Consider the following 23,530-nt stretch of genomic DNA (forward strand, 5'->3'; position numbering starts at 1 on the left):
TGAGGTTCTTTCCGTTTAAACCCGGGGGTATTGGCATGATCATCGGCGCAAGGCGAGCGGCAAGGGAGGCCAAGCCCTCATCCGCACCTTTGATCGTCCAGGTGGTGCGGCAATATCCGCCGGGCCGGGGCGGATTGGAAGATGTGGTCTCCAGCCTGAGCCGGGAGCTGTTGCAGCGCGGGTTCCGGGTGCGGGTCGTCACCCTCGACCGGCTGTTTTCCGACCCGGACAAGGTTCTGCCAGCCTTTGAAGTGATTGAAGGCGTGGAGGTGGTGCGCGTCCCCTATCGCGGCAGCAGCCGTTATCCGCTGGCGTTTTCCGCCTTTCGCCATATCCGCGATGCCGATCTTGTCCATGTCCATGGGGTGGATTTCTTTTTCGACGCTCTGGCTATCGGTCGCTTCCTGCATGGCGCCCCCATGGTGGCGACCACCCATGGCGGTTTTTTCCACACCCGTAAATTCGCCGCGATCAAGCAGATGTGGTTCAGCAGCCTGACCCGGTTATCGGCGAGCGCGTATCGGTCGGTGGTGTGCTGTAGCGCCTCGGACCTTGCTCTGTTCAAGGTCATCCAGCCCAGGCACTCGGTGTTGATTGAAAATGGCGTCGACACCAGCAAGTTTTCCGGACTGGCCTCGCGCCAGCCGGTGAAACGGATCGTGACGATTGGCCGTTTTTCGGTCAACAAGCGGCTTGATCATTTGTTGCAGGCCATGGCCGTGCTGGTGAAGCGCGATCCGCAGTGGCGGCTCGATATTGCCGGTTCGCCATCGGATCTGTCCGCGCAGGATGTCAGGGCGCTCATCGACATCAATGGTCTGGCTGATAATGTCAGCCTGCATCTGCAACCCGATAACCGCCTTCTGGGTCAGCTGATGTCCAAGGCCTCGATCTTTGCCTCGGCATCCGATTATGAAGGCTTCGGCCTGGTGGCTGTGGAGGCAATGAGTGCCGGTCTGGTGCCTGTCCTGCATGGAAACGATGCCTACCGGGCGCTGGCAGCCCAGCATTCCGGCATTGAGCTTGCCGATTTTGCCGATGCCGGGCGTGCAGCGACGTCGATTGAAACGGCGTTTGCCCGGCTGGAAGCCCAGGGTGCCGATCTGCGCCACGCCCTTGCCGCTGATGTCAGCCGCTATTCCTGGGAAGGCGTGGCGGAGCGCTACATTGCCCTTTACCGGCGCGCCCTGCCTGCCATTCACCGTTGTGGACATGAGGCTGCGGCATGAGCAATGCCCAGGTGACGAATAATGTTAAGACGCGCCGTCATGTTCTGATCGTTACCGGGCAGCATTTCGCCGATGCGCCGCGCAAGGTCGATCTGCATTTCATGGCGGACAGCCTGTTGTCGCGGGGCGACAAAGTGGATTTCCTGGTCTGGCGGCTCAGCCCGATCAGCCGGCTGCTGAAGGATGGGCGTTACGCCTTTGCCCGCACCCATCGCCTCAACCGATGGGAGGGTTTGAGCGATGGACTGCGGCAATTCATCTGGTTTCAGCTTTTCCACCCCATGAACCTGAAATTTTCCTGGCTCAATCGCCTCGCTGATCCGCTGTTTTCGCGCATCGGGGCGTTTTTACCCAAAACGGTCCGCGGTGGGCTGTCTTCCTACACCCATATCCTGGTGGAAAGCGGTCCTTCTCCGCTGCTTGCCCCGGTGCTTCGTCAGCATGCGCCGAAGGCCCGGATCATCTATCATGCCGCCGACCGGCTTTCGACTATCGGCGTGCCGCCTGCCGTCTACCGGACGCTTGCCAGGACCATCGGGCTTTACGATAACGTCCATGTGCTGGCGCAGGCGCTGCTGGCGGATTTTCCCAGCGATGCGCCGCTGCTTTACCTGCCGCATGGCATTGATAAGGCGGCTTTCGATGCTAGCGGTCAAAACCCCTATCAGAGCGGTGCTTACCAAGGCCGCAAGCATGCCGTCAGCGTTGGTGACATGCTGTTCGATGCCGATGCCATTGATGTCATGGCCGCCGCCAACCCGGACTGGACCATTCATCTGTTCGGGGCCAAGGCATTGCCGCGCCGGGCGCTGCCCAATATCGTCGCCCATGGCGAACAGGCTTTCGAGCGGATCGTGCCGTTCATCAAATTCGCCGATCTCGGCATCGCGCCTTACCGGGATGGGGCAAGCGCCCATTATCTCAGCCAGTCGAGCCTGAAGATGATCCAGTATAGCTATTGCCGCCTGCCGATTGTCGCGCCGCATTTTGCTGCCATGGGGCGAGGCCACGTAATGGGCTATGACCCCGCCGATCCAGTCTCGATCCGTGCGGCTTTTTCAGCCGCAGGGGTGTTTGATCGTCAGACGATTGTGACCGATGGTATTTTAAGCTGGGACGAGACGGTCGATGTGTTGTTTGCGGGGTGATGGAATGGATAACAGCCTTGTTAACACGGAGAACGCCACGGATATGGTGAGGCGATGAGCAATGGAATAGTCGCAAATTCCGCGTTCAATGCGGCGGCAGGGCTGACCCTGCTGGCGACGGGATTCATATGCTCGATCTTCACGGCACGGGTTCTTGGACCGGAAGCCAATGGCATCATTGCCTTTTCCGTCTGGCTTGCCTCCACGGCGGCGCTGGTCGCCGAACTTGGCACCGGCGTGTTATTGCTGCGCCTTTTGCCGCAGTTGAAGGGGCAGGGCTATGGCGAAAGCGACCGTAAAGGGTTCGCCGCCTATCTGCTCTGGCCGGTGGTTGGCTCGACATTGCTGCTGCTGACGTTCTATTTCCTGTTTTTCTGGGTGGCGGAGGCCAGGCATTGGGCGGAAACCGCGCCTGAAGTGCTGGTGGTGACGGCGCTGTTGTTTGCCACGCAGGCTATCGGGATGTTTGCCAAGAATTACCTGATCGGCGAACAGCGGGTGGATATTTTCTTCCGCATGACCTTGACGGCCGGGCTGCTGCAATTGGTTGGCGTCGTCGTCGGCACCCTGCTGTTTGGCGTGCCGGGCGCGCTTTTCGGCTATGTTCTGGCCTATATTTCCCAGTTTCTCTTTGCTGCCGGCCTTTTGCGCCACAAGGTGAAAAGCTGCGGCATCGGCCTTCGCTATCTGCTTGGCTCCTCCTTTGTGCTCTCGCTGGAATTCATGGTGGATTCGATCTTCCTCAACCGGATCGAACTGTTCTTCCTGCAACGCTATCAGGGCATTGAGGCCGTTGGCTATTATTCCGTGGCTTTCTCGCTGACCAATCTTGCCTTGCAGGTGCCGATCCAGCTTTCCGGCAGTCTCGTGCCTTATTACGCCGAACATCTGCACCGCGCGCCTGGCGGACGATTGCCTGTGGCGATGTTTGAAAGCGTGGTGCGCAGCCTTGCCTATTTCACCCTGCCGATGAGCCTGGGCCTCGCGGCGGTTTCGCATCGGCTGGTCACGCTGGTGTTTGGCGATGCCTTTGCCCCGAGCGCGCCGATGCTGACATTGCTAGCGCTGTCTGTGCCGGTTGCCGTGGCCTGTCAGGTGGCGACACAATATCTGTTTGCCCTCGATAAAATCCGCCAAAGACTGTTTGTCGGGCTGGGCGGTGCGTTTATCATGCTGGTCGGGGATGTTTTGCTTGTGCCTTCCTATGGGGGCGAAGGTGCAGCTTTCGTGCGGATCGTGGTGTTTGCCGCCATGAGCCTGGCGATGCTACGCTGGATGCGGTTCGAAGGGTCATTGGCGCCGCTGGGGCTCAGTCTTTTCAAGGTTACCGTCGCCGCTGGCTGTTGTGCGGCGGCGGCTTTGGCCGTGCAGGATGTCGTTCCAGGTGTCGGCGGCCTTGCCCTTGCCATTATCGGTGCCGTCAGCGTCTATTGTCTTGCGCTTCGGCTGTTGCGGGTCGTGCCGGAGGCCGATGTGGCGGTCATGGCAGGGCTGATCGCGCGCTTGCCAAAACGGCTGGCGGGGCCTTTGCATGTGGTTTTGTCGTTGCTGACCGTGACACCTGAGCGGAGATGACGGGTCTACAGCATTCCTTATGCTTCCGGTTGGAACAAGGTCTGCTGGTGTTCTTTATATAAGCTCAATAATTTTAGCCTTAAATCCATGGAGATTTAAGGAATTATGCAGTAGCCGTCTTTGAGAGAGTGCCGTGGGGCAAGGAAAGGGCAGGTTGATGGAAGCGATAACCGAGCGGGTTGGCCCGGCATCTGGCCAGCGGCTTCAGCCGCACCAGCATGCTGTGGCCCAGCCGGTCAGCTTTGCCGGCACCTTCGGGCTCTATCAGCCGGCGGAGGGCGCCAAACAGGGTATGGTGCGTAAGTGCGCGGTGCTGTTTCTCCAGCCCTGGGGCCTTGAGGAAATGGCCACGCACAAGCTTTTCCGCATCATTGCGGAGGAACTGGCATGCGAGGGCATTGCCAGTCTGCGCTTCGATTATCCCGGTACTGGCGATGCGCTGGATCCGCCGGACCGTAACCTTGGCCTGTCGCTCTGGCAGGATACGATACGCGTAGCCCTTGACGTGCTTGCCCAAAAGACCGGTGATCTGCCGGTGATTTTGCTGGGGCATGGGCTGGGCGCATCGCTCGGCATGGGCATGGCCGCTGAACTCAATGGCCTGGCGGGCTTTGTCGCCATGGCACCCGTGGCCTCGGGCCGCGCTTATCTCAGGGAATTGCAGTTCTGGTCGCGGGTCATCGATGACGGATTGGGCCTGGCCGAACATTTGCGCCTTAGCGGCAAGACGGCCATTGCCGGGCATGTGATGCCGGATGCTAAGGCCTCGGCCTTGAAGACAACCGATTTTTCCGCCGTGCAGCCGCATCGCTCCATCCCGCATCTGTTCGTTAACCGGGCGGATCGACCGGGCGACGGGCAAATGGCAAAGCAGATGGAAGCAAAAGGCGCGCGCGTCGAGACGATCGACTATCCCGGCTATGATGCCATGGTCGCCAATCCTGCCATGGCCCGCATGCCCATGGTGGCGACGGAAAATGTGATCAGCTGGATCGTGCGCCGTGCAGCAGTGCTTGGCGAGCAGAAGCGTCCGTTGGCTGCTGAGCCTTCAGCGGCATCCGTACAAGACGAAGATCAGGCCCAGCTGGATGGCGGGGATTTTCGCGAGACGGCCCTTCGGTTTGGCCGCGGCAAGCGGCTTTATGGTATTTTGTGCGAGCCGACCGGTCCCCGCTGTGGCGCAAGCGTTCTGTTGCTCAACACCGCCTATGACCGCAGTGCGGGATGGGGACGCTCGGGTGTCGCCACGGCGCGCAAGCTTGCCGGCGAGGGTATAGCCTCTTTGCGCTTCGATGTTGCCAATGTCGGCGACAGCCCGCCAGTGCCGGGCCTGCCGGAGCAGGTGCTTTACGCCGAAACCCAATATGACGATGTGGAAGCGGCGCTTGCCGTTCTCGAAGAGCGCTCGATGTTGCCCAGCATGGTGGCCGGACGGTGCAGCGGCGGCTATCTCGGGTTTTCCTGCATGACCAAGGATCACCGCATTGCCGGAGCGTGCCTCGTCAATCCCTTCGTGTTTTATTGGGATACAAAACGACGTGTCGAAGACGGGCTCGCCGTGGTGCCGCGTTCGCTCGATACCTACAAGCATCGGCTGTTTCAGGTGCAGACCTTACGGCGTCTGTTGCGGGGCAAGGTGGATGTGAAGAACGCCGCCCGCAATTTCGCTCTGGTCAGCGGTCGGCGGGTGTTGACCCGCCTTGGCCTTGCCCAGGTCTTCAGCCGCGATATCCGGCTGGAGCATCGCGCCGTGCGCGTCGCCTTTGCCGCACTGGCAAAGCGAAAGACGCCGCTGGTGCTGCTCTATAGCGAGCATGACGTTGGGCTTGACCATTTCTATCAGCATTTCGGCCCCCAGGGCCGCAAGCTGGAGCCCTATCCCAATGTCCGCGCCGAGATTCTGGCGGAGACGGATCATAATTTCTCGCCCGCCGCGGCCCAGCAGCGCTATTTCGAGGAAATCAAGGCGCTGGCGATGAAGATTGTGGCGCCGAAAACGCCTGTCGCGCCGGTGACAGTCGGATCATCCGCAGGCAAAAAACCGGTCTCAGAACCGGAAGCGTCGTAAGGCGGAACCGCTCAGGATTTCGCCGCTTGGTTTGCCCTGGCTTGGCTTTTCCGGGGGGAGAAGCCTGACCCGTCGGGCAAAACCTGGCGCCAGATGAAAGAAATCATCGGTGCTGCGGCCTTCCTCCAGGGCAATATGGACGGATTGGGCCAGCCGGTCCGTTTCCAGCGTCAGCCACCAGCCATCTTTTTCCTGCGACAGCGTGCTACGGATCTCTGCGTCATGCATGGCCTGGGCGCGTCCCTGCGGGAAGTGGAAGGACTGATTGACGATCTCGCCGTTTTCTGCGTTGCTCAGGGTTGCCACCGTGACGTCATGGGCAGAGGGGCCGAAGCGGAAGGCATAGGTCGTGTCGAAAAACGCTCCGAACAAATCGGTGGCATGCAGTGTTATGCCGCTCTGCGGCGTCAAGATGACGGCACGCTTTGCGGCCACCACCGGCAGTTTACCGTCCCGCAGGCAGGTGAGATCCAAGGTCAGGGTCCGTTCCTGCACCGTGTCATTGCAAAGATGCACATCAAGCCCATTGGTGCCTTCGTCGGTCATGGTGATGCGGGTGGGGTTGAAGGCGCGGCGGGCGGCATACCAGACGGGCTTCGGCGTGCCGGTTGCATCCACCAGCCCCCAGCCGGGACCGATTTTCAGATCCTGAAAGGTCCAGACCAGCGCACCATTGCAGGATGAGCCGGGACGGCGCCATTCGGCATAGGTGTCCTCCAGCACCTCTCCACTGACCGCTCGCGACAGATGCAGGTAACGCCCCGGATTTTCCCGGCGCAGCCGGACCGGATCGACATCGTAGAGCAGGGCGAGATAATGGTCGCGAATATCCTCGAAATCCCAGGAGGCGCCCCGATCTCGTGGCACACGCGCCTTCCAGCGAGGATCATGAACCGGTGACACGGACAAATGCCTGTCCAGCACCTGTTGCTGGGGGACATGGGCAAAAGCCAGGCACTCGGCGGCAAAACGGACTTGGGCGCGACGGGCGTCTTCAAGCGGGCGGCAATAGGCACCGACGCCGTAATAATGGGTGATGCCGGTATCCGGGCTGAAAGGCATTGCGCCACCCATCGGCGAATTTTCGACATAGGGCAGATGCGGTGCAAAGCGCGCGCAGAGCTGCGGTAGAAGGCTGGTGAACAGCGGTCCTTTCCAGCTGGTTTCCGGCAGGCCCAGCATGGCGCCCTGCTGATAGACTTCGCTGCCGCCGCACAGGATTGTCAGCGAGGGGGACGCTTGTACGGCGCTTAACAGCTGTTCTACTTCCAGGCGGATATGGTCGGCAAAGGCCTCGTCGGCAGCGGGATAGTCGAAATTGGCCAGCATGATATCCTGCCAGACCATCAGCCCCAGCCGATCACAGAGCCTGAAAAAATCGGCGCTTTCATAGGTCATGGTGCCGCCGATGCGGATCATGTTCATGCCGGCATCTGCGGCCATGCTCAGCCAGGACGCATAATCCTCGGCGGTGCCGGGCAGGCGTGTCAGGTTGGCATTGGTCCAGACCGCGCCCCGGCAGAAGATTTTCACGCCATTGACGAAGATCGCGAAATCCTTGCCATCCGCGCCCCGGTCGACCCGGATGCGGCGAAATCCGGTGAGACCAAGCGAATGTGGCTTTCCATCCAGCATCAGGCGAATGTCGTGCAGCACCGGCTTGCCATGGGTGCGCGGCCACCAGGGTGCAACAGTGGGAAGACGAAGCTGGCCCGCGACATGGCCGTCGGCATCGGCTTTGAGGTTGAGCGTTTCGCCCGCGCATGTCACCGATATGGCTGTCACAGTGCCAGTCAGCTGGAACGCGATGTCGAGCAGCCCGGTGCCGTTTTCATCGAGATCGGCTTGGAGCGCGAGGCCGGTTATGGTGCTTGCGCCCGGGCGGATCAGGCTGATCGGCCGATACGGCCCGACCGCATGAATATCAGGGCACCAGCCGGGCATATGGCCAAGGGCGGTCGTGCGCACCAGCCGCAGGCCCTGGTCGCTCATCATCTGCGGGCGCCAGCGGGCTCTTGAACCGCGCTTTTCCAGATGGGGCCTCAGGCTGCGAAAGCAGATCGACAGGTCGTCCGAGCCGGTCAGGATCACATCGACATCATGGGCCTCGAACATGCTCCCCGATGACAGGATCAGCCTGTCGTTCAAATAGACCTCGGCAATGGTCGCCAAGCCTTCGAAGCGCAGCACGGCCGGGCCGGGTTGTTCGCCCGTCAGGGGGCGGAGATACCAGATGTCCTTGCCATGCAGCGGACTTGGATGATCAGGGTCGAACAGGCCCGCCTTGGTCAGCGCCTGGGCGACGGTGCCGGGTACTGGTGCCTGAAGGCGGGCGCTGGCGCGGTGCAATGCTTTCGGGCTGTCATAGGTGCCTGGCTCGCAGACCAGCAAGGTCCAACCGGCTTCCAGCGGGCGGATGTCGGCATCGAGATAGGTGATCATCGGCTATGCGTCCCTCATAACGGCAAGATGGCGCCTGAATGACCAGATCTGGCCTCATACCATCTTGTCGGCAAGCCCGGTCATCAGCCTGTCCCATGCGTCAATCGCGGGGTCAAGGGCTGCTTTCAGTGGTTCGAATTTCTTGCGGGTGATGGCGCGGGCCAGTTGGAACTGGACCGTTTTTGCCAGTTCGGAAATCCGCAATGCTTCGGCAATTTCGCTCGTATAGCGATCGTCTGCGGCAAGCCAACGCAGGTGACTGGCCAGAAGCTCGAAATTCGCCCCGAATTGCCGCAGCGTGTTGAAGGCATAGGTATGAAAATAGCCGAAGGGCCGCTCCGCGATGGCCTCCACCTGGACTGGAAAGACCTCTGCAAACCCTGCAAAGGGATTGCTTTGCGGGCGGCGGGCAAAGTGAAAGGCGAACAGGCGCTCGGCAACCTGGCGCAGATGCGCCTCGTCAGGCCGAGTTTCGGGGAATTTGGCAAATTCGGTATAGGGCAGGAACGGTGCCGTCTCCGGTGTTGCTAATTGCCAGATTCCGTCGAAATCCTCGGCTTCCAGCCGGAAAAATCCGCCATTGTGGAAATAATCCATCGAGCGGCCTGCGAGATCCAACCGGTTGATACCGACCGTGGTCTTGCCATGGTGCTGGCGATAACCGACGCCAGCGGTGTCTGGCATGAAATAGCTGTCCATTTCGACAAGGCACAACCGGCCACGGCTGATCTGCTGGGCCACATGCGTCTCGGCCCGATCGAAAATTGCCAGTTCTGTGACACGAATGCCGTAAAGCGCTTCAAGATCTTCCAGCGGCACCTTGAAGAAGGTGAACTGGTCGCCCTCGAAATCCTGGGTCAGGGTAAAACCCAGCATGGCCTCCGGCGGCAGTCCCAGCACGGACAGGACCTCGATCCACAGATCGACATAGCAATTGGTTTCCGGCCACATGCGCTCAGCCGAATGCAGTGCGTGTGGCTGGTAGCGGGCTGGATCAAGCGGCAGGACCGTGGTCATTATCAGCCCCAGAGTGCGCTGCGCACCGATTGCGGCCAGGCCTTGACGTCCAGCCCGTGGTGATGGAACAGCGCCAGGGCGATCCGCTCCAAACCGAAGCCAACGCAGGCGGTATGGGCAACCGAACCGTCTTCCAGGTTCAGGCCCCATTTGCTGCCGAAGGCATCCTGATGATAGTTGAAGCTCATGCAGGCCGTGGGCTTGTCGACCGAGGTGATCGGGATCAGCAATTCGAATTTCAGATTCTGGTCGCGCTGGTTATTGGCCAGCATCTTGCCGGCACGTCCGAAGAACGGATCGTTGGCAATGTCGATTTCCACCGGCAATGCCACCTCTTCCATCATCTTCAGGCCGCGATCCATCCAGGTCTGACGGAAATCGGTGACATGGCTCTCTGAACCCATGCAGACATATTCGCGCATGCGAAACAGCTGCTGGCGGGCCGGATCGGTCGAGGGTTCATGGCGGAAACAATAGGATTGCAAGTCAAACAGCGCGCCGGAGGCTGCAATCGGTCCACGCTTGGCAATGGTCGGATAGAGCGGATAGCAGGCGGCGGGCGTCAACACGATATCCGTCGCTTTCTGGTCCTTCGTCCAGTCCTCGTCGGCATCCATGCATTTCAGCAGGCTGACATGGTCGAGTTCGTTGCCGCAGAAGCTATGCACGGTACCGGCCAGTTGCGGAAAGCTTTTCATATAGCCGCTGGCCTCGAAATAGGCGCGGTTCATGCCTGGCGGAAAACGCAGAGCTTCGGCGCCATCTGCGCCACCGAACCGGTCGATCAGCCGCTCGAAAGCGGCGATAACATCTTCAAACTGGCCGCTGCGGCCATAAAGCCCATCCACGCCAGTATCGATCAGCAGGCCGGCCTCGAACAGCCGGTCGAGAAAATTGGTTTGACTATCCATTTGCTTACCCCAGCAGACGTGTGTCGAGTTTATGAACCAGCAACATATTGGATGTGTTGCCGAGAATGCGGTCATTGGAAATCATCAGCCGGGCGGAATGTGCGTCGCGCAGATGGCGGCCGAGGCTGTAAGGTGTGCCGTTTTTGTAGCCCATGATGCCGCAGATCAGCATGGCTTGGTTGATGATGTCGATGATCGTCTCGGAAGAGGCGATCTTGACATTGTTCATCGTCACCGAAAAGCCGAAGGAAGACAGCTTGTCGCCATCGTTTTTGGCGCCTTCATAGGCTTGCAGCGCCGCGACCACATTGGAGCGCACCAGCTGCAACAAATTGGCGGTTTCCGCCAGACGCAGGGCGCCAGGCGGCATCTGGCCCATTTGTGAGGTGTTTTGGTTCTTGCGGGCGGCGGCGCGCACAAAACTCTGCGCTCTCGCCACGGCATCGACGGCGATGCCATACCAGACACCGCTCCACAGAATATGGGAGGCGGCCAGCATCGACTGGGCGGCAATGTCGGCGAAGGGCTTCGGCAGGATCTGGACGGCAGGCGCTTCGCCCTTGAACAGGAAGCCATCGGACCGCGTGCCGCGCATGCCGAGCGTGTCCCAGTCCACGGTCTTGTCCAGGCTATATTGGCCCTTGAGAAATACGGTCATCACCTGGTCGGACGGGGCGGCATCCTTATGGGCGCGCGACGTGATCAGGATCGCATCGGCCTCTGCTCCATAGGAAATGACCGTGGCGTCCTTTTCCAGCCGGCAGGTATCGCCATCGACCTCAATGGCGCAGATGGAATTGCGCAAATTGCCGCCAATGCCACCTTCTGTCGTGGCGGAGCCGAGCAGCAATTGCGCATCAGCCACTCTAGCCATGAAGCTGCGTTGCCAGGAACTGTCCTGGGCATGTTCCACGAGGCTGGAACATTTGATGTGATGCATGGCGAAAATCATCGCGCTGGAGGCGCAGGCCTGGCCAAGCGTGGTGCAGATCTCCGCAATTGCGGCAAATCCGGCATTTTCCCCGCCAAGCTCCGTAGGGATCTGGATGCCGAGCAGGCGCTCCGCCTTCAATGCATCCACGGTCTCGCGCGGAAACCGGCCCTGGCGATCGACATCGTCGGCATATTGCGCAGCAATGGCGGCAACGCGCGCCGCACGGGCGGCAAGATCACCCTGGGGCAGCGATGTTTCAAGGGCATGATTGGCCGGAACGGTCATCAGGCGACCTTCCGATCCTCCAGGATCTGGCGCACCGTGCGTTCGATGGCCTCGATGCTGGCAAAGGATTTGCGATTGAGCAGGTGGTCGGGAAATTCGATGTCGAAGGCCTCCTCGATACCAAGCATCAGTTGCACGGAAGCAAAGGAAGACAGTCCCAGTGCGTAGAGATCGGCATCAGCCGCGACCTCTGTAACGGCAACCTGTAAGCCGCCGACTTTGCTCAGAATAGTCCGAATGGTCTCGTTCATCTCAACCTCTCATAGGAAATCTGTCTGATCAGGAGAATTGCAATAGACCAGAAATCATAAGATTAGGCTAATATGAATATTTCAATTCTTTTGATCCTGTGCGAAATTCTAACAGGATCGTTGAGATTTCATATCTTTAAGGTTGCATCTTCTGGGCTTTTTTTGGGGCTATTTGATTTTTCCAGAAAGTTGCATTATTATAATTTATATACTTGTGATTGTGAAGGTGAATTCTACTGATCGCGATAGATATGGTGATGTCCATGGAAGTCCGTGACCCGATACTGATCGCCTTCCTTGCTGATCCGGCTCGCATCGATCGGCGCCTTGCCATGGCCGCCGGGAATATCCAGTACGTAAGTCGGCTGACAGAGACCGGACAGATGCCCATGCAGGGCCGACACGATGGCCTGGCCTTCTTCTATGCTGAGGCGGAAATGGCCGGTGCCGGGCGCCAGATCCGGGTGATGCAGGTAATAAGGCCGGATACGCATGTCGACGAAAGCGCGCATCAGCTCGGCCAATACGCCAGCATCGTCATTGACACCCTTCAGCAGCACTGTCTGGCTTAAAAGCGCAAAGCCGGCTTGCAGGAGCTTAGCGCTCGCCGCCCTGGCCTCCTTCGTCAGCTCGCGCGGATGGTTGGCGTGGATGGCGATATAGGTGGTCTTGCCGCTCGCCTGCAAGGCGTCGATCAGATCCTTGTCGATACGGGCCGGATCGGCAACGGGAACACGGCTGTGAAACCGGATAATCCGGACATGATCGATACTGCCCAATTGCTGCAAGATCGACCGCAGCCGGCGTGGTGACAGAACCAGCGGATCGCCGCCGGTAAAGATCACCTCCCAGATCTCCTTGTGCTCACGGATATAGGCAATAGCCGCCTCCAGCGCGGGACCTGAGAGCAGGCCATCGCCTTCCGGCCCGACCATTTCGCGGCGAAAGCAGAAGCGGCAATAGACCGGGCAGCTATGCACCACCTTCAACAGAACCCGGTCGGGATAGCGATGGACAATACCTTCGACCGGGCTATGGGCATGGTCACCGATCGGATCGGCCCGCTCCACCGGTTGATGCTCCAATTCGCCTGCCTGGGGTACGAATTGCGCGGCAATCGGGTCTTTGGGGTCGTTTGGGTCGATCAGCGCCAACATGGCGGGGGTGATGGCGATGGCGTAGCGGGCAGCGACCGCTTCCAATTCCGCACCGGTTTCGGCAGCAACAAGCCCTGTCTCGACCAGTTCCCCGACAGTTTTCACGGTTCTGACGGGAGTGCTCACGGCTGCGGCTCCGCCACCGGCGTCCACAAAACCTGGTCGATCCGCTGCGCACCGGTCGCCAGCAGCACCAGCCGGTCGAAACCGAGCGCAATGCCTGAGGCTTCGGGCATGATGGCCAGCGCCTCCAGAAAATCCTCGTCCAGCGGATAGGTCTCGCCATAGACCCGCTGCTTTTCCGCCATTTCCAGCATGAAGCGACGGCGTTGCTCCTGCGGATCAGTCAACTCGCCAAAGGCATTGGCCAATTCGACACCGCAGGCATAAAGTTCGAACCGTTCGGCGACGCGCGGGTCGTCGGCGGCAGGCCGGGCGAGGGCGGCTTCCGCCACGGGATAGCGATCGAGAATCGTGGGCTGGCCAAAGCCCAGATGCGGTTCGACTTTTTCAACGATCACCCGGCTGAACAGATCGGCCCAGCCATCGTCTTCAGCGACGCGCATGCCCACCTGCCGTAGCTGTGCGGCCAGATGGTCGCGGTCGGTTTCTCCTCCGGCAAACACGCTGCCCAAAAGATCGATGCCCGCATGGCGCTCGAAAGCATCGGCAACGCTGAGCCGCTCAAACGGGGCAAAGGGATCGCAAACGCCGCCGCGAAAGGAAAATTGCCGGGTTCCGGTGGTTTCGGCGGCAAGCGCCAGGATGGCGGCGCAATCGGCCATCAGCCGTTCGTAGGTTTGCCCGGCGCGATACCATTCCAGCATGGTGAATTCCGGGTGGTGCAGGGGGCCACGCTCCCGGTTGCGGTAGACATGGGCAAAGCAGGCGATGCGCGGCTCGCCGGCGGCCAGCAGTTTCTTGCAGGCAAATTCCGGTGATGTATGCAGGTAAAGAGGATGCGCCTGTCCGTCATTGCCGATGGCACTGGTTGCAAAGGCATGCAGATGTGCTTCATTGCCGGGCGAGATCTGCAAGGTTGCGGTATCGACCTCCAGGAAGTCGTTACGGCTGAAATAGAGCCGTAGGGCAGTCTGGATGGCATTGCGGCCAAGCAGGAAGGGGCGACGGTCGGCATGGACCTGCGGTGTCCACCAAGGGGAGGCAGAGAGGCGCTTTTCGCTCATTCCAGTCATTGCACTCTCAATCTTTCGTCCTTGGCTGGCAATTCGGCTGCAACACGGGCTGGCTATTTCGGCAAATTTGGGTTAGGTGCGCCCCATGCAACGTCACAGCATGTCAAAGGGGCGCCGGGTCGTCCTTTACGATGTGTGTTTGAGAGATACAAGGAATTCCGAATGGTCAAGGTCATCGCCTCTTCGGTCCGCAAGGGCAATGTTCTCGAAGTCGACGGCAAGCTCTATGTCGTGCTTACCGCGCAAAACTTCCATCCCGGCAAAGGCACGCCGGTGACCCAGATCGACATGCGCCGCATCGTTGACGGTGTGAAAGTGTCCGAACGCTGGCGCACGACCGAGCAGGTGGAGCGCGCTTTCGTCGAAGACGTCAACCACCAGTTCCTCTACGAGGACGGTGAAGGCTTCCACTTCATGAATCCGGAAAACTACGACCAGATCGTCGTTGATGTCGATACCATGGGTGACCAGAAGGCCTATCTCCAGGAAGGCATGACCTGCGTCATTTCCATGTATGAAGGTGTTGCGCTGGCGCTTGACCTGCCGCGCCATGTGACGCTGGAAATCATGGAGACCGAACCGGTCGTCAAAGGCCAGACGGCATCTTCTTCCTATAAGCCTGCGATGCTTTCCAACGGCATCCGCACCCTGGTACCGCCGCATATCAATGCCGGAACCCGGGTCGTAATCGCCACTGAAGACAATTCCTATGTCGAGCGTGCCAAGGACTGATGTCCGGCATTTCGACCTGTCGTTTCTGCCTGATGTTTGATTAATGAAAAGCCCGGTCTCCTTTGCGAGCCGGGCTTTTTGCTATTATGCGGCAATTTTAAAGACGCTTGCATTCGGTGCTGTCGGCAATACGCAATGCAAACAAAGTGACCATCAATAAAAAACGCCCGGCGATCAGGATCGCCGGGCGTTTGCATGAGAAGTCTGATGCTTACTTGGCTTTGGCAAGTGCGGGGGGGATATCCGCAGGCTTGACATTGGCTTCAATAGCCTGGGCCTTGCCGTTGAAATTATAACCGCCGCCAATGGCAACATTCAGTGTCACATAGTCATTGGCCATTTGCTGGATCGATTCGGCAAGGCTGGCCTGAGCGGTGGTCAACTCACGCTGCGCATCCAGGACGTCGAGCAGGGACGAGGCGCCGTCCTTATAGGATGCGGTCGAAAGTTCGAGCGCTTCCTTGTAGGACTTTACATAGGCACGATTGGCTGCAACGGCGCGAGCATCGCGGTTATAGGCAGCAAGCGCGCTTTCAACGTCTTCGACGCCGTTCAGCACAGTCTGCTTCCAGGCCAGGTATTTTTCACGAGCGACCGACTGGGCGTTCTTGACATTGGCGCGCAGCGTACCGCCGTCGAAAATCGGCAGGTTGAGAGACGGGCCAAAGGACCAGGTATTGGAGGTGCCATGGGTGCTCGAATGAACATAGGATGGCGTAATCGAGCCGCTGAGCGTGATCGACGGTAGCAGCTGCGCCTGCGCATTGCCAATGTCATAGACGGCGGCGGCCAGATCGCGTTCTGCCTTGCGGATGTCAGGGCGGTTGCGGATCAGATCAGCCGGAATTCCCGACAGAACCACACGACGGGCAACCGGCTGAGGAGCATGCTTCTTCAGATCGTTGATGAGCGTCGAGGCCGGAAGGCCAAGAAGCGTCGAGATATGATAGGCATTGCTATAGAAGTTGGCTTCGAAACCGGGAATATCCGCCAGCTGCGAGTTGACCAGACCTTCGGACTGGACCACGTCGAGGCGCGAAGCAGCACCAGCCTCAAGCTGTAGCTTGGTCAGCGCCAGGGTTTCGCGACGAGACTTGACGGCTTCGTTGGCGATTGCGATTCGAGCCTGATAGTAGCGGGCATCGATATAGGCTGTCGCCAGATCGGAGAGATAGGTCAGGCGAGACGTATCGACGCTGGCATAGGCGGCATCAAGCGATGCAGTGGCGCTTTGCTTGGCGCGGCGATATTGACCCCAGAGATCGAGAAGCCAGGAGGCGGAAAGCTCGCCTTTGGAATCCCAGGCCCGAGCCGTAGAACTATAGCCACCATTGGTCTGGCTGCCGGTTTCGCTTGCCGCGGCTGTCAGGCTGGGCAGGCCGCCTGCAGATGAGGTGACGACGGTTGCCCGCGCCTGCTCGATCCGTTCCAACGCCTGCAGAACATCGAGGTTCTGGTTTACGCCCTGGTTGATCAGCGTGTTGAGGCGCGCATCGTTGAACGCCGTCCACCACTGAACAGTGGTGGTGTCCTGCGCAGACTTCGTCCCGCCCTCTGTAAACTTGGCAGGAAGTGCGGTTTGTGGCGGGCTGTGCTCGGGCCCCATCACGCAACCTGACAGAAGCAGCATTGCAAAGGGCGCAGCTAAGCGTACGGAGACCATCTATTCTATCCCTGTTTCCAATCCGAAGGCGCGCCGAGCAAGCAATGGGCCGCGACCGCCACAATCTCGAAAATGCCGCGCTTTTTTTGGAGCGCGGCAACTGTTTTTTAACCTATCGTTTCTGCTCAGCTTGTAACAGCTCTTCTTTGGCTTTTGCACGGTTTGAAGCGCGTCTGACAATGACAAAAAAGGATGGAACAAAGAAAATTCCGAGCAGTGTTGCAGAAAGCATACCACCGAGTACGCCGATGCCGATTGCGTTCTGCGCTGCAGAGCCCGCGCCAGTGGCGATTGCCAGCGGAACGACACCAAGAATGAAGGCGAGCGATGTCATGATGATCGGCCGAAGACGCAGTCTTGCTGCCTCCAGGGTCGCATCCATCAGGCTTAATCCGTGTTCCTGCCGTTCCTTGGCAAACTCGACGATCAGAATGGCGTTCTTGGCCGCCAGACCTATCGTGGTGAGTAGTCCGACCTTGAAGTAGACGTCGTTGTCTTGACCCATCAGCGTTGCCGCCGCGACGGCGCCGAGAATGCCGATTGGCACGGCCATGATGACCGAGAAGGGGATCGACCAGCTTTCATACAATGCCGAGAGGCACAGGAAGACGATCAACACCGACAAGGCATAGAGCAGAGGCGCCTGCGATCCCGACAGTCTTTCCTGATAGGAAATGCCCTGCCAGGCGACGGTGTAGCCGCCATCCATCTTGGAAACCAGCCGCTCCACTTCGTTCATGGCATCACCGGAGCTGACGCCGGGTGCCGCCGACCCGTCGAGTGAGAAGGCCGTGACAGCGTTGAAAGCCGAAATCGAAGGCAGCCCGTTGACCCATTTTGCGTCCGTGAACGATGAGAAGGGCACCATCTCACTGCTCGAATTGCGGGCATCCCAATATTTTATGTCCTCGGCCTGCATACGATAGGGGGCATCGCCCTGCACATAGACCTTCTTGATCTTGTTGTTCAGCGTGAAGTCGTTGACATTGGTGCCAGCGAAAATGGTCGTCAGCATTGAGTTCGCGTCGGAAATCGTCACGCCCATGGCGCTGAGCTTTTCCTGGTCGAGGATAAGCTTGACCTGGCTTTCCTCATCGCGGTCGTTCGGGCGCATGGCGGTGATAACACCGCTGCTATTGGCCTGCGCAAGCAGTTGTTTGGCGGCAATAGACAGTGCTTCAGAGCCGTGGTTCCCGTTATCGACGAGATACAAGGAAAAACCACTGGAGTTACCCATGCCCTGAATGGCCGGTGGCAGGATTGGAAAGACCTGCGCTTCACGAATGGTCATGAAATAGCCCATCGCGCGCTGGACGATGGCACCAGCGGCCATATCCGGCTTCTTGCGCAGGTCGAAATCCTTCAGCTTAGCGAAAACCAGGCCATAGTTCTGGCCACTTCCGTTGAAGCTGAAACCATTGACGGCGAAAACCGAGTCGACAACGCTGGATTCCTTGTCGAGCAAGTAATCCTCGACTTTTTTCATCACTTCGCCCGTCTGTGCCGAGGTCGAGCCATTCGGCAGCTGGACGATTGTCATCAGCACGCCCTGGTCTTCCTGTGGCAGGAAGGAAGAGGGCAGGCGCAGGAACAGCCAGGCGCAACCGCCGACCAGGACCGCGAATATCAAGAGAAGCCGGAGCGGGCGCCTCAGCAGATGACCAATGGACCAGACGTAGCCATTGGTCGTGCGGTCGAAATTGCGATTGAACCATGCGGCTGGACCGGTGGTCTTCTTATGACTCTTGTCGATCGGTTTCAGTATCGTCGCGCAAAGCGCAGGTGTCAGGACGATAGCGACAACCGCAGAAAGCAGCATTGCCGAGATGATGGTGATCGAAAACTGACGATAGATAATGCCGGTCGAGCCACCGAAAAACGCCATGGGAACGAACACGGCCGTCAGCACCAGAGCGATGCCGACGATGGCGCCAGTGATTTCACCCATGGATTTCTGGGTCGCCTCCAGGGGAGGAAGGCCCTCCTCGGACATGATCCGCTCAACATTTTCAACGACGACGATAGCGTCATCGACGAGAAGACCGATGGCAAGCACCATGGCGAACATGGTCAGCGTGTTGATCGAATATCCCGTCAACGCCAGAATGCCGAAGGTTCCGAGCAGCACGACGGGCACGGCAATCATCGGAATGAACGTCGCTCGCAGATTTTGCAGGAAGATCAGCAAGACGAAGAACACCAGCACGATGGCTTCTATCAGGGTATGAACGACCTTTTCGATCGACAAGGAGACGAACGGTGTCGTGTCATAGGGATAGATGATGTTGACGTTTTTCGGCAAGGCTGGTGCGATCTGCGCCAATTTCGCTTTCACACGCGAAGCAGTGTCCAGGGCGTTCGCGCCTGTCGCAAGATTGACCGCGAAGCCGGAAGCTGCCTGCCGGTTTGACCTTGAGGTGGACGAGTAGGTTTCCTGGCCGATTTCAACCCGGGCGACGTCGCTCAAGCGGACGTTTGCGCCGCTGGTATCGACTTTCAAGATGATTCGCTCGAAGTCCGACACGGTTGTCAGCTGGCTCTGAGCGGTCATGGTGATATTGATCTGCTGTCCTTCGACGGCCGGAAGACCGCCGACCGAGCCAACGGAGACCTGGGTATTCTGCGCTTCGATGGCTGAGGTAACATCGGCGGGAGTCAGCTGAAACTTGCGCAGCTTGAAGGGATCGAGCCAGACGCGCATGGCGAAAGCGGAGCCGAAGGCATTGATATTGCCGACGCCTTCCAGGCGCTTTACCTGGTCTTCGATCTGAGCGGAAAAGATATCGCCGAGCTCTGCCGATGTGCGCTTGCCATCCGTGGATACGAGGGCTCCGACCAACAGGATACTGGAGGTCGATTTCGTCACTTCGATGCCGTTCGTCTGCACCGAGGACGGTAACTGCGATTCCACCAATTGCAGTTTGTTCTGCACCTGGACCTGGGCCATATCCGGATCGATGCTGTTGTCGAAGGTCAGCGTGATGGATGACGATCCCGACGTGGATGACGATGTCATATAGGTCAGGCCATCCAGGCCGGTCATACCGTCCTCGATGATCTGGGTAACGGTTTTCTTGACGGTATCGGCGCTGGCACCGGTATAGGTGGCGCTGATGCGGACCGAAGGCGGTGCGATTTCCGGATATTGCGAGATCGACAGGCTGGTAATGGCAAGCCCGCCGCCAAGCATGATCACGATCGCGATTACCCAGGCGAAAATCGGTCGCCGTATGAAGAATTTTGCCATGAGTTAATTCCTGATCACGATGTTGCAGGAGATGTCCTTTGACATCATGATTTCGGTGCTTCCTTGGCGGGCGCTGCTCCGGCAGGCACGACGACAAAACCCTTGGAATCGATTTGAGCAGGGACTGGCTTGACGGTCGCGTTATCGGTAATCGACTGGAAGCCGTCGAGGATCAGTTGATCGCCATCCTTGACGCCGTCATTAACCAACCAGCTGTTGCCAGACAACTTGCTGCTTGGGAATGTTCGGGTTTCGACCTTGTTGTCGGAATTGACGAATTTCGCGGTCAAGTCGCCGTTCGCATTGCGGGACGCAGCGCGTTGAGGAATGAGATAGCCTTCCTCCTCACCGACGGTAATGGTGGCACGGACATACATGCCCGGCAGAATGAGGTCGTCGGGATTATCGAACAATGTGCGAACGGAAACTGTGCCGGTCGTGGTGCTGACGGCCATTTCCGACATGTCGATCTTGCCGACATGCGGGTACTCCGTGCCATCTTCCATCGTCAGACGGATATCCGTCGTGTCGGCATCCGCGTTACCGCTGTTGCGCTTCAGGTTTCCGGCCTTGATGGCGGCGCGCAGGCGCAAGAGATTCACGCTGGATTCGTTCAGCTTGATATAGATCGGATTGATCTGGCGGAGGGTCATCAACGAGTCCGTCTGACTGGCCGTAACCACGTTGCCGATCGAATAATTGGTTGCCGATGTGACGCCATCGAAAGGCGCCTTTACCGAGGTCAGATCCAGATTGATCTGCGCGGTCTGAAGAGAGGCGCGCGATTCAGACACGGATGCCTTTGCCTGGAGCAGCGTCGTTTGGGCGTCTTCATATTCTTTTTGCGATGCACCGGTATTGGCCAGTCGCTCATAGCGCTGGAGATTTGCCTGGGCAGCCGGTACGCTCGCCTCTGATTTTTCCAAGGTCGCCTTGGCTTCGTCCAATGAGGCCCTATAGGTATCCTCGTCGATCTTGTAGAGCAGATCGCCAGCCTTGACGAAGCTGCCTTCCTTGAAGGCGATTTGCTTGATCACGCCGCCAACCCGTGGACGAATGTCAGCGGTTTGGAAAGCTTCTGCACGGCCAGACAATACGGTGGTCAACGGTGCTGTGGATTTTTTAATCGCGAGAACGCTGACTGGGCTTGGCGGTCTTTCGCCTCCGGGACCCCCTGGTCCACCCGGGCCGCCGGCTTGCTTTTTCCCGTCATCGCTGCATCCGCTCAGCGCAAGCGCCGCCACGAGAATAATGGATGACAGGTTGAGATGTCTGGCCATGCGCAGATCCTAATTTCCGAGATACTCTTGTTCTAACAGTTTCAGCAAAAGAAAATGATCACAAGACAATAACATTTCATAACCGCTCTGTCGGCCGGTGTTTTTTGCGCGATGGCATTCAGGACACGGCTCACCTACAAACGGCGTATCTCGTGACGTAAATTAACAACCGTCACTTTGCAAGTGGATTTTGCAGTGCGGTAGTCACCAGGCCGATCAGATCCCGGCAGCGAATATGAAGAATCTCGGGCTTTTCCCGCGTGATTGAAAGGGGGTGGATAACCCCTTCCAAAGCGGTGGCAATGACGGATGCAGTATGATGCGGATCGCGTACGAAGAAATCGCCCGTCGCCACGCCTTCAAGGACGATGTTTTCGAAAATCGCGCAAATCTTTTCCCGGTACAGATCGGCGGCGGTTAGTTCCAGATCGGTGGTCAGCACGATCATTTTGAACAGGTGCGGATTGACGCAAACGTCCTGCAGCAGTTTTGTCAGGAGCTGCTCGGCCATCTGCAGCAACTTCATCTGTGGTGTAGAAAGCATTTCCAGGTCGGCGAGCCCGGCCATTAGTTTTTCGAGATGGGCCGTCGCGATCGCGTCGACCAGCGCTGTTTTGGAATGAAAATGTTTGAATACATTGGCCGGAGACATTTCCAGCTCTGCTGCGATATCCGCCATCGCTACCTGTTGGTACCCGCGCTGGCGAAACAGCTCCTCCGCTGCGCGGAGGATTTCCTGGCGCGTTTCAGCCGCCGGACGACGTGACCTGCGCGGGCGGCATGGTTGCTGCTTGCCAGCGCCTCGTCCGATGGGTTTGCCAGTGCTTTTTGGCGCTGTCATGATCGTCAGCGCCGGTCGAGATAGGAAAAGAGATTTGCTTTCACGCGATCAAAGGGTGTTTCACCGGAATTATCGGCCTGGAACGTCAATCCTGTGATGGCTTCATAGGCCTGGATATAGACTTTGGAGGTTGCCTCGACCAGTTCCGGCGGAATTTCCGGAATATTGTCCTTATATGGATCGCATCGTTCCGCCACCCAGGACCGCACGAAGTCCTTGTCGAAGCTCGCCGGCCGGGTTCCTTGGGCGAAGGCCTGCTCATACGTTTCGGCAATCCAGTAACGGCTGCTATCTGGTGTATGGATCTCATCGGCCAGAAGGATGTTACCGGCCTCGTCTGTGCCGAATTCATATTTGGTATCGACGAGAATAAGGCCGCGTTCAGCCGCCTTCTGTTGGCCGCGAGCGAAAAGAGCCAGCGCATATTGGGAAAGCTGCTGCCATTGATCAGGCGTCAGCAGGCCGTTATCGATAATCTCAGCTGGTGTGAGCGGTGCATCGTGACCACCGTCAAATTCCTTGCTGGTCGGCGTAATAATCGCCTGCGGCAGTTTCTGATTGTCACGCATGCCGTCCGGCAATGTCATGCCATACATCGTTCGCTGCCCCTTCTTATAGAGCGTCAGGATCGATGTTCCGGTCGTGCCGGCCAGATAGCCGCGCACCACCACTTCCACGGGGAGGATCGTCAGCCGTTTGCCGATGACAATGGCAGGATCGGGATAGGCAATGACATGGTTGGGGCAAATATCGGCGGTCTGTTCAAACCAGTAGCGCGCCGTTTGCGTCAGGACCTGACCTTTATAAGGGATGCAAGCCAGGATACGGTCGAAAGCGCTCAAACGATCTGTCGATATAATGATACGGCTGCCATCCGGCAGATCGTAATTTTCTCTGACCTTGCCGCGATAATAGTTGGGAAGCTCGGGAAAAAAAGCTTCTTTCAAAATGCGCATAGCTCGGCCCCTTTATGTCGCTGCCATCTCGCGTTGGTGATCTGGTTCAAGCGTGTAAGTCAATTTTATTGCTCAAACACGTCATGAACATTCCAACCGGCTGCTCTCAATATGATGCAGTCCTAGCGCGCCTAACCCATCGCGGTGGGATTTTCAAAGGAAAAAGCGCGCGGCCATCGCACGCGCGCTTCCCTCTCCCTTAAACTGCGCCGATCTCAGGCAAAGGTCAAACGGTCGATCTCGGTGATCTGGCTGGTGACGCGAAGGTGCCGTATCCGCCGTACGGCGAGCACGACTGCAAACGTGATGCATGCCTCAATGGCAAATACCGGTGCATAAGCAACGACCCAGCGTCCCCAATCGGCAAAGGCAAGCCCGTCGTTGGAAATAGCCAGCCAGAAACCGACCATGGCCGAAACCCCGGCATAATAGGTGGCATCCAGCCCCAACACTCTGGCGAGATTGAAGCGCTTGCCAACTTCTCCGGAAAAAAGACGCTTCCCAAAGGTATAATGCACCACCATCATCGGCAGCATCAGCGACAGGGCGTTAACGCCGAGATGAGGAATGTCCCCCGGCTCGAACAGAAATGCCTGTA

At 58.4% G+C, this 23,530-nt stretch carries 18 protein-coding genes (1 of these 18 only partly in view); 5 read left to right on the top strand and 13 right to left on the bottom strand.

The features are described 5' to 3' along the window. Positions 1–35: 35 nt before the first annotated feature. From V6582_RS13220 to V6582_RS13235, 4 genes are all read left to right on the top strand, one after another. The gene (locus V6582_RS13220; protein ID WP_156633785.1) at positions 36–1,229 is read left to right on the top strand and encodes a glycosyltransferase family 4 protein; all 1,194 of its coding nucleotides are present in this window, start codon (positions 36–38) and stop codon (positions 1,227–1,229) included. After that, positions 1,226–2,377 carry a hypothetical protein gene (locus tag V6582_RS13225; RefSeq protein WP_156633784.1) on the top strand — a complete coding sequence of 384 codons (1,152 nt, stop codon included), beginning with the start codon at positions 1,226–1,228 and terminating at the stop codon, positions 2,375–2,377. Before V6582_RS13220 ends, V6582_RS13225 begins: the two co-directional genes overlap by 4 nt. Positions 2,378–2,431: 54 nt before the next feature. Further along, positions 2,432–3,952 (top strand): lipopolysaccharide biosynthesis protein, encoded by a 1,521-nt coding sequence (locus V6582_RS13230; RefSeq protein WP_156633782.1) that lies wholly within the window; start codon positions 2,432–2,434, stop codon positions 3,950–3,952. 157 nt (positions 3,953–4,109) lie between these two features. Beyond that, positions 4,110–6,020, top strand: a complete 1,911-nt coding sequence (locus tag V6582_RS13235; RefSeq protein WP_349508873.1) for an alpha/beta fold hydrolase — start codon at positions 4,110–4,112, stop codon at positions 6,018–6,020. On the opposite strand, the gene V6582_RS13240 is transcribed toward V6582_RS13235, so the two are convergent. The 7 genes from V6582_RS13240 to epmA all read right to left on the bottom strand — a co-directional run bounded on the left by V6582_RS13240 (position 6,000) and on the right by epmA (position 14,213). Continuing rightward, positions 6,000–8,462 carry a glycosyl hydrolase 2 galactose-binding domain-containing protein gene (locus tag V6582_RS13240; protein ID WP_156634782.1) on the bottom strand — a complete coding sequence of 821 codons (2,463 nt, stop codon included), beginning with the start codon at positions 8,460–8,462 and terminating at the stop codon, positions 6,000–6,002. The two genes, V6582_RS13235 and V6582_RS13240, sit on opposite strands and share 21 nt — an antisense overlap. A 54-nt stretch (positions 8,463–8,516) precedes the next feature. Further along, positions 8,517–9,479 carry a DUF1839 family protein gene (locus V6582_RS13245; RefSeq protein ID WP_156634783.1) on the bottom strand — a complete coding sequence of 321 codons (963 nt, stop codon included), beginning with the start codon at positions 9,477–9,479 and terminating at the stop codon, positions 8,517–8,519. 2 nt (positions 9,480–9,481) lie between these two features. Beyond that, entirely contained in the window at positions 9,482–10,390 is a 909-nt protein-coding gene (locus tag V6582_RS13250) for an amino acid--[acyl-carrier-protein] ligase (RefSeq protein WP_156634784.1), read from the bottom strand. A 4-nt stretch (positions 10,391–10,394) separates the two neighbouring features. Further along, positions 10,395–11,609 carry an acyl-CoA dehydrogenase family protein gene (locus tag V6582_RS13255; RefSeq protein ID WP_156634785.1) on the bottom strand — a complete coding sequence of 405 codons (1,215 nt, stop codon included), beginning with the start codon at positions 11,607–11,609 and terminating at the stop codon, positions 10,395–10,397. Continuing rightward, positions 11,609–11,860, bottom strand: coding sequence for an acyl carrier protein (locus V6582_RS13260; protein WP_156634786.1), 252 nt, complete (start codon positions 11,858–11,860; stop codon positions 11,609–11,611). The genes V6582_RS13255 and V6582_RS13260 overlap by 1 nt, the downstream gene beginning before the upstream one ends. Positions 11,861–12,093: 233 nt before the next feature. Continuing rightward, positions 12,094–13,143: a lysine-2,3-aminomutase-like protein gene (locus tag V6582_RS13265; RefSeq protein WP_337739413.1), complete on the bottom strand. Its 1,050-nt coding sequence runs from the start codon at positions 13,141–13,143 to the stop codon at positions 12,094–12,096. Beyond that, on the bottom strand, positions 13,140–14,213 hold the full coding sequence (epmA, locus tag V6582_RS13270) for an EF-P lysine aminoacylase EpmA (RefSeq protein WP_234889891.1): 1,074 nt from the start codon (positions 14,211–14,213) through the stop codon (positions 13,140–13,142). Before epmA ends, V6582_RS13265 begins: the two co-directional genes overlap by 4 nt. Positions 14,214–14,375: 162 nt before the next feature. On the opposite strand from epmA, the gene efp reads away from it, so the two are divergent. Next, the gene (gene efp, locus V6582_RS13275; protein WP_070167034.1) at positions 14,376–14,945 is read left to right on the top strand and encodes an elongation factor P; all 570 of its coding nucleotides are present in this window, start codon (positions 14,376–14,378) and stop codon (positions 14,943–14,945) included. Between the two features lie 211 nt (positions 14,946–15,156). Here the strand turns inward: efp and V6582_RS13280 are convergent, their stop codons facing one another. From V6582_RS13280 to V6582_RS13305, 6 genes are all read right to left on the bottom strand, one after another. Beyond that, on the bottom strand, positions 15,157–16,608 hold the full coding sequence (locus tag V6582_RS13280; protein WP_156634787.1) for an efflux transporter outer membrane subunit: 1,452 nt from the start codon (positions 16,606–16,608) through the stop codon (positions 15,157–15,159). Between the two features lie 112 nt (positions 16,609–16,720). Beyond that, entirely contained in the window at positions 16,721–19,855 is a 3,135-nt protein-coding gene (locus V6582_RS13285) for an efflux RND transporter permease subunit (protein WP_156634788.1), read from the bottom strand. Between the two features lie 44 nt (positions 19,856–19,899). After that, on the bottom strand, positions 19,900–21,135 hold the full coding sequence (locus V6582_RS13290) for an efflux RND transporter periplasmic adaptor subunit (protein WP_156634789.1): 1,236 nt from the start codon (positions 21,133–21,135) through the stop codon (positions 19,900–19,902). Between the two features lie 172 nt (positions 21,136–21,307). Next, on the bottom strand, positions 21,308–21,976 hold the full coding sequence (locus tag V6582_RS13295) for a TetR/AcrR family transcriptional regulator (protein WP_156634790.1): 669 nt from the start codon (positions 21,974–21,976) through the stop codon (positions 21,308–21,310). Between the two features lie 5 nt (positions 21,977–21,981). After that, the gene (locus tag V6582_RS13300; RefSeq protein WP_156634791.1) at positions 21,982–22,932 is read right to left on the bottom strand and encodes a phosphoribosylaminoimidazolesuccinocarboxamide synthase; all 951 of its coding nucleotides are present in this window, start codon (positions 22,930–22,932) and stop codon (positions 21,982–21,984) included. Positions 22,933–23,147: 215 nt separating this feature from the next. Continuing rightward, positions 23,148–23,530: the 3' portion of an energy-coupling factor ABC transporter permease gene (locus V6582_RS13305; protein WP_156634792.1), read on the bottom strand. Its footprint extends 271 nt past the window's final position; the window shows 383 of its 654 coding nt (coding positions 272–654); its start codon lies beyond the right edge, outside the window; it ends in the stop codon at positions 23,148–23,150.

The organism is Agrobacterium vitis, from assembly GCF_037039395.1.
In the GTDB taxonomy this organism is placed as follows: Bacteria; Pseudomonadota; Alphaproteobacteria; order Rhizobiales; family Rhizobiaceae; genus Allorhizobium; species Allorhizobium vitis_E.

Bases quoted from the DNA above. Each gene is read 5' to 3' on its own strand.
- V6582_RS13220 (WP_156633785.1), top strand. From the start codon at position 36: ATGATCATCGGCGCAAGGCGAGCGGCAAGGGAGGCCAAGCCCTCATCC.
- V6582_RS13225 (WP_156633784.1), top strand. From the start codon at position 1,226: ATGAGCAATGCCCAGGTGACGAATAATGTTAAGACGCGCCGTCATGTT.
- V6582_RS13230 (WP_156633782.1), top strand. From the start codon at position 2,432: ATGAGCAATGGAATAGTCGCAAATTCCGCGTTCAATGCGGCGGCAGGG.
- V6582_RS13235 (WP_349508873.1), top strand. From the start codon at position 4,110: ATGGAAGCGATAACCGAGCGGGTTGGCCCGGCATCTGGCCAGCGGCTT.
- V6582_RS13240 (WP_156634782.1), bottom strand. From the start codon at position 8,462: ATGATCACCTATCTCGATGCCGACATCCGCCCGCTGGAAGCCGGTTGG.
- V6582_RS13245 (WP_156634783.1), bottom strand. From the start codon at position 9,479: ATGACCACGGTCCTGCCGCTTGATCCAGCCCGCTACCAGCCACACGCA.
- V6582_RS13250 (WP_156634784.1), bottom strand. From the start codon at position 10,390: ATGGATAGTCAAACCAATTTTCTCGACCGGCTGTTCGAGGCCGGCCTG.
- V6582_RS13255 (WP_156634785.1), bottom strand. From the start codon at position 11,609: ATGACCGTTCCGGCCAATCATGCCCTTGAAACATCGCTGCCCCAGGGT.
- V6582_RS13260 (WP_156634786.1), bottom strand. From the start codon at position 11,860: ATGAACGAGACCATTCGGACTATTCTGAGCAAAGTCGGCGGCTTACAG.
- epmA (WP_234889891.1), bottom strand. From the start codon at position 14,213: ATGACTGGAATGAGCGAAAAGCGCCTCTCTGCCTCCCCTTGGTGGACA.
- efp (WP_070167034.1), top strand. From the start codon at position 14,376: ATGGTCAAGGTCATCGCCTCTTCGGTCCGCAAGGGCAATGTTCTCGAA.
- V6582_RS13280 (WP_156634787.1), bottom strand. From the start codon at position 16,608: ATGGTCTCCGTACGCTTAGCTGCGCCCTTTGCAATGCTGCTTCTGTCA.
- V6582_RS13285 (WP_156634788.1), bottom strand. From the start codon at position 19,855: ATGGCAAAATTCTTCATACGGCGACCGATTTTCGCCTGGGTAATCGCG.
- V6582_RS13290 (WP_156634789.1), bottom strand. From the start codon at position 21,135: ATGGCCAGACATCTCAACCTGTCATCCATTATTCTCGTGGCGGCGCTT.
- V6582_RS13295 (WP_156634790.1), bottom strand. From the start codon at position 21,976: ATGACAGCGCCAAAAAGCACTGGCAAACCCATCGGACGAGGCGCTGGC.
- V6582_RS13300 (WP_156634791.1), bottom strand. From the start codon at position 22,932: ATGCGCATTTTGAAAGAAGCTTTTTTTCCCGAGCTTCCCAACTATTAT.